The following is a 5,301-nucleotide window of genomic DNA, read 5'->3' as shown; positions in this document are numbered from 1 at the left end:
GCGCGGGCCTCGCCCGGGTGGACGTGTTCGTCCGCCCGGACGGTTCGATCGTCGTCAACGAGGTGAACACCATGCCGGGGTTCACCCCGACCTCGATGTTCCCGCAGATGTGGGGTGCCACGGGCCTGGAGTATCCGCGGCTGGTGGACCGGCTGGTCGCGCTGGCGATACGCCGCGGCACGGGGTTGCGCTGATCGCGTCCGGATCCGCGTCGCCCGTCCGGCCGTCGCCGGTCAGCCTGCCGCCCGTCAGCCCGCTGGTGTCACGCCGTCGTCGACTGCGTTGCGTCGCGGATCGGTGCGGCGAGCGTGGCCAGCACGTCGAACGCCTGTACCGACGCCGGAAGCAGCAGCACGACCTGCGGGCGTCGCGTCGGCGTGGAGTAGCGGACCGTGTCACCATGTTCCTCGGTGAACCATCCGACGTCGTCGACGACCGAGAGCGTCACGTCGGGACGGTAACTAGGGGCGACCCCCGGGACACCGCAGGACAGCACCGCCGGTGGGGAACCCCAGGCCGCGACGAACGGCGACGCCGGTCTGACCTCGCGACGGTCAAGGCCCGACCCCAGGGAGGACGGCAGTGCGGCGCCGAGTTCCAGGCAGGCCGACCGCTGCGCCCCGGTCGGATCCGGAGCACCGTTGACCGTGACCGGTCCCGGGGAACCGGCACATGAAGTGAGTAGAATCACAACGGCGATGACCATGACCCGCGCGAGGACCGGGATCAACCACCTGGGCCATCGTCTGGCCAGTGGCCCGACTACCCCGACCGGCCCGACTACCCCGGTTGGCCCGACCACCCTGGTCGGCCAGGCCGGCCCAGCCGGCCCGGGTGGTCGACGAGTTCGCAAAGCCGGTGGCTGCTCCGCCCGCAACGTCCCGTCCCGGTTGGTCATGAAGCGATCCAACGGAGACGAGCTGTTAGAAATGCACCACCGGACACGTCAGCGTGCGGGTGATGCCGTCAACCGCCTGCACTCGTGACATGACGAGCTTCCCCAGCTCATCGACACTGGCCGCTTCGGCACGTGCGATCACGTCGTAGGGGCCGGTGACGTCCTCCGCCTGAGTGACACCGGGGATCTGTTCGATCTCCTTGGCCACAGATGAGGACTTGCCAACCTCGGTCTGGATGAGGATGTACGCGTGGACCACAGACGCTCCCTTGTCGGACGTCGACAACCCGTGCCGCAGAACAACGGGCCGACAGAAGGTAACAGGCAATCGGCCCCGGTGAGAGTGTCTGACGTAGGGGAATTTGGTCTGATCGCCCGGGTGGCGGCCAGATTGGGCTCGCCGGAGCCCCCAGCGGGCCCTGGTGACGACGCCGCAGTGGTCCCTATACCCTCCGGGTATGTGATTGCTACCACAGATCTGCTCGTGGAAGGGCGGCACTTCCGGTTCGACTGGTCTTCCCCATATGACGTCGGACGTAAAGCCGCCGCGCAGAGCCTCGCCGACGTGGCAGCCATGGGAGCCACCCCGACCGCGCTGCTGGTCGGTCTGGCGTGTCCACCATCCACCCTGATCGAGGTCGCCGACGGCCTGGCCGACGGTCTGCGCGACGAGTGCGCTGGGGTGGGCGTGGCCGTCGTCGGTGGCGACACGGTCAGCGCGGCCGAGGTCTGCCTGGCGGTGACCGCCCTCGGGGATCTGCGGGGTGCCGCCCCGCTGACGCGCTCGGGAGCACGCCCGGGGGAGTCGGTCGTCCTCGCCGGAACGGTGGGCCGCGCCGCCGCGGGGCTGCAGCTGCTGCTCGCGGGCGTGCGGGACGGACCCCTGGTCGCGGCCCACCGCAGGCCGACGCCGCCGTACGCGGCCGGACCGGCCCTGGCGCGGGCGGGCGCAACCTCACTGCTCGACGTCAGCGACGGGCTGCTCGCCGATCTGGGGCATGTGGCTGCCGCCTCCGGTGTCGTGCTGGAGGTGGACGCCGACGCGCTGCGGGCGGTCGTCCCCGGTGTCGACGTCCGGCATCTGCTGACCGGGGGCGAGGACCACGGTCTGGCCGGGACGTTGCCGGCGGGCGTCGATCCGCCGCCGGGGGTAGCCGTGATCGGTCGCGTACTGGCCGTGGTCCCGGGCGCGGACGGGCCAGGGGTGCGGGTCGTGGGCGAGGGTGTCCCGCCGGACCTGCGCGGCGGGCCGACGAAGGGCGCCTCGCCAGGAGGCTGGGATCATTTCCGCGCGTCCGCCGGGTGAACCCCGTCCGAATCTCCTGTCCCTGTCCCTGGCCGTGTCTTCGGCCCGTTCCCGTCCGTGGGACCCGGTTCCGCGGGAGGTGGTTCCGCGGGATCTGGTTCTGTGGGACCCGGTAAGGACCCACACCGTAGCGTGGTGGCCATGACCCGCTCCGGCCCGGCTCCGCCCCGGGTGCTGACGATCGCGGGTTCGGACTCCGGTGGAGGCGCCGGCATCCAGGCTGACCTCAAGACCATGCTGGCCCTGGGCGTCCACGGGATGAGCGCCCTGACCGCGGTGACCGCCCAGAACTCCCTGGGCGTCCACGGGGTGTGGGAGTTGCCCCAGGATGCCGTTGTGGCGCAGATCCGCGCGGTCGTGGACGACATCGGGGTGGACGCGGTCAAGACCGGGATGCTTGCGTCACCGCCGATCGTCGCCGTGGTCGCGGGCGAGCTGGCCGGGGTCGGCGTCCCGGTCGTCGTCGACCCCGTCGGGGTGTCCAAGCACGGTGATCCCCTGCTCGCGCCCGAGGCGGTGGCGACCGTGCGCACACGGTTGCTGCCGGTGGCGACGGTAGCGACCCCGAACCTCGACGAGGTGCGGCTGCTCACCGGCGTGGACGTGCGGACCGAGCAGGACATGCCGGCCGCCGCGCGCGCCGTGCTCGACCTCGGAGCGCGCTGGGTGCTGGTGAAAGGGGGCCATCTGCCCGGCGACGCCGTGGACCTGCTCACCGACGGCCGGCAGACCGTCGTGCTCCGGGCGCCCCGGCGCGACAACCGGCACACGCATGGAACCGGCTGCACGCTCGCGTCCGCGATCGCGTCGTTCCTGGCCCGCGGGGCGGACGTCCCCGATGCCGTGCGCGCGGCAAAGGACTACGTCACCGGTGCCGTGGGGGCCGGCTTCCCGCTCGGCTCGGGCATCGGCCCGGTCGACCACGCCTGGCGCCGACGGTAACCGCAGCGCTCGTCATCGCGTCCAGGACACAGTAAGCGTCCAAGACGCTGAGGCACCGCGTGCCTGGAAAGCAGCAAGTCCCCTGGCAACATCGCCGATACGCCGCCCGCGCCTGACGCCGTGTGCGTCCGGCGCTGTTGCGGCGGTGACGCTATGCGCGGGTGACCTTGCCGGCCTTGATGCAGGAGGTGCACACGTTCAGGCGTTTCGGCGTTTTGCCGACGAGCGCGTGCACGGTCTGGATGTTGGGGTTCCAGCGCCGCCGCGTGCGCCGGTGGGAGTGGGAGACCGACATACCGAAGCCCGGCCCCTTGCCGCAGACGTCGCACACCGAAGACACGAGACACTCCGCCAGAGAATAGTAATGATCATGCCGCGTTCGCGGCGGTCACCCGAGGCTACCCCACAGCGTGGCGGTACCGGACAGCGCCAGCCCGTGAGACGCCCATACAGGTCGTTCATGGGCGCGCTCCGGGGCGGGGCGAAGTTGTCGGTGGCGTCGGGCAGGATCGTGGACGTGGTCGACCAGGAGACGCGACTTCGGGACGTGGTGGGTGCGCGAACCGCCACGGTGCTCGCCGATGCCCTGGAACTGGAGACGGTCGGTGACCTGCTCGCCCATCTTCCCCGGCGCTACCAGGAGCGTGGGGAGCTGACCGATCTCGGGGACCTGACCGTCGGTGAGGTGGTCACCGTCCAGGCACGGGTCGCCAAGGCTCAGCGGCGCCAGCTCCGGGGGCGGGCGCGGGACATGCTGATCATCACGGTCACCGATGGCCGGCACAACCTCGCGTTGACGTTCTTCAACCAGCCGTGGCGGGCGCGGGATCTGCGCCCGGGGGTAACCGCGCTGTTCGCCGGGAAGGTGGACGAGTACCGCGGCCGTCGGCAGCTGACCAACCCTGAGGTGCAGCTGCTCGACGCCGAGATCACCGAGATCACCGAGATCACCGAGATCGCGAGCGAAGACGGCATGACTCCCGCGGGCGCGGGCCGTAATGGCACGGGCCGCGATGGCACGGCTTCCGCGGGCATGGCTCGTGCGGGCGCTGGTGGGGACGGCGCCGGTGAAGACGTCGAGAGCTTCGCGGGCGCGCTCGTCCCCATATACCCGGCTTCGGCGAAGATCCCGAGCTGGACGATCGGCAGGTGCGTGCGGATCGTCCTGGACGTGCTGGCCGAGCTCGACGACCCGCTGCCCGCCGCCATCCGCGCCCGCTATCGGCTGGTGAGCCTGCTGGAGGCGTACCGGCTCGTCCATCAGCCGTCGTCATGGGCTGACGTCGGTCGTGGCCGGACCAGGCTGAAGTGGGACGAGGCGCTCGTCCTGCAGGTCGCGCTGGCGCAGCGCCGGCATGACGTCGAAAAGATCGCGGCGACTCCGCGGCATCCTCGACCCGGCGGTCTGCTCGCGGCCTTCGATGCCGCCCTGCCCTTCCCGCTCACGGCCGGGCAGCGCGCGGTCGGCGAGACGATCGTGGCCGAGATCGCCCGGCCCTTCCCGATGCACCGGCTGCTGCAGGGCGAGGTCGGCTCCGGCAAGACGGTGGTGGCGTTGCGCGCGATGCTCGCCGCCGTGGACGCCGCCGGGCAGGCGGTACTGCTGGCGCCCACCGAGACGCTTGCGGCCCAGCACCTGCGCAGCCTGCGCGACCTGCTCGGTCCGCTGGGACGGGCCGGGGAGCTCGACGCCGCGCCCGAGGCCACCCGGGTCGTGCTGGTGACGGGTTCCCTGGGCGCGAAGGCGCGGCGGGAGGCGGTGGCGGCCGTCGCGGATGGCAGCGCGGGCCTGGTCGTCGGCACGCATGCCCTGCTCGAGGAGTCGGTGGTATTTCGCGATCTTGCTCTTGTGGTCGTCGACGAGCAGCACCGCTTCGGGGTGGAGCAGCGGGACGCGCTGCGGTCCCGGTCCGACCATCCGCCGCATCTGCTGGTGATGACCGCCACACCGATCCCGCGGACGGTCGCGATGACCGTCTTCGGTGATCTGGAGGTGTCGACCCTCACCGAACTGCCCGCCGGCCGTTCACCGATCTCCACGTTCGTCGTGCCCGCGGCGGTCCCGAAGTGGACCGACCGCATGTGGGGCCGCATCCGGGACGAGGTCGACGCGGGCCACCAGGCCTATGTCGTCTGCCCCCGTATCGGTGGGGAC

The 5,301-nt window shown here is 71.3% G+C and carries 6 protein-coding genes and 1 pseudogene; 4 read left to right on the top strand and 3 right to left on the bottom strand.

Features of this window, described 5'->3' with window-relative positions:
* A pseudogene (locus DD1DGNOD_RS21560) lies at window positions 1-194 on the top strand (D-alanine--D-alanine ligase A); the annotation flags it as partial.
* Window positions 195-262: 68 nt separating this feature from the next.
* On the opposite strand, the gene DD1DGNOD_RS21555 reads toward DD1DGNOD_RS21560, so the two are convergent.
* Both DD1DGNOD_RS21555 and DD1DGNOD_RS21550 read right to left on the bottom strand, forming a co-directional pair.
* On the bottom strand, window positions 263-730 hold the full coding sequence (locus DD1DGNOD_RS21555) for a DUF3515 family protein (RefSeq protein ID WP_241251760.1): 468 nt from the start codon (window positions 728-730) through the stop codon (window positions 263-265).
* Window positions 731-923: 193 nt separating this feature from the next.
* The gene (locus DD1DGNOD_RS21550) at window positions 924-1,157 is read right to left on the bottom strand and encodes an Lrp/AsnC family transcriptional regulator (RefSeq protein ID WP_131768332.1); all 234 of its coding nucleotides are present in this window, start codon (window positions 1,155-1,157) and stop codon (window positions 924-926) included.
* Window positions 1,158-1,235: 78 nt separating this feature from the next.
* On the opposite strand from DD1DGNOD_RS21550, the gene DD1DGNOD_RS21545 reads away from it, so the two are divergent.
* Together DD1DGNOD_RS21545 and thiD are read left to right on the top strand one after the other, a co-directional pair.
* The gene (locus DD1DGNOD_RS21545) at window positions 1,236-2,204 is read left to right on the top strand and encodes a thiamine-phosphate kinase (RefSeq protein WP_131770919.1); all 969 of its coding nucleotides are present in this window, start codon (window positions 1,236-1,238) and stop codon (window positions 2,202-2,204) included.
* Between the two features lie 141 nt (window positions 2,205-2,345).
* The gene (gene thiD, locus DD1DGNOD_RS21540) at window positions 2,346-3,146 is read left to right on the top strand and encodes a bifunctional hydroxymethylpyrimidine kinase/phosphomethylpyrimidine kinase (protein WP_131768331.1); all 801 of its coding nucleotides are present in this window, start codon (window positions 2,346-2,348) and stop codon (window positions 3,144-3,146) included.
* 151 nt (window positions 3,147-3,297) lie between these two features.
* Here thiD and rpmB read toward each other — a convergent pair whose 3' ends face one another.
* Window positions 3,298-3,486 (bottom strand): 50S ribosomal protein L28, encoded by a 189-nt coding sequence (rpmB, locus tag DD1DGNOD_RS21535; protein WP_013874853.1) that lies wholly within the window; start codon window positions 3,484-3,486, stop codon window positions 3,298-3,300.
* A gap of 120 nt (window positions 3,487-3,606) precedes the next feature.
* Here rpmB and DD1DGNOD_RS30010 point away from each other — a divergent pair.
* On the top strand, window positions 3,607-5,301 hold a 1,695-nt coding region (locus DD1DGNOD_RS30010; protein WP_241255897.1), incomplete at its 3' end, for an ATP-dependent DNA helicase RecG.

It is taken from the genome of Candidatus Protofrankia californiensis, assembly GCF_900634765.1.
GTDB classification, from domain to species: Bacteria; Actinomycetota; Actinomycetes; order Frankiales; family Frankiaceae; genus Protofrankia; species Protofrankia californiensis.
The sequence above is the reverse complement of the archived record's forward strand: the minus strand, read 5'-3'. Positions and strand labels throughout refer to the sequence as shown.

Excerpts from the sequence above, each read along its gene's own strand:
- thiD (WP_131768331.1), top strand. The coding sequence starts at position 2,346 with ATGACCCGCTCCGGCCCGGCTCCGCCCCGGGTGCTGACGATCGCGGGT.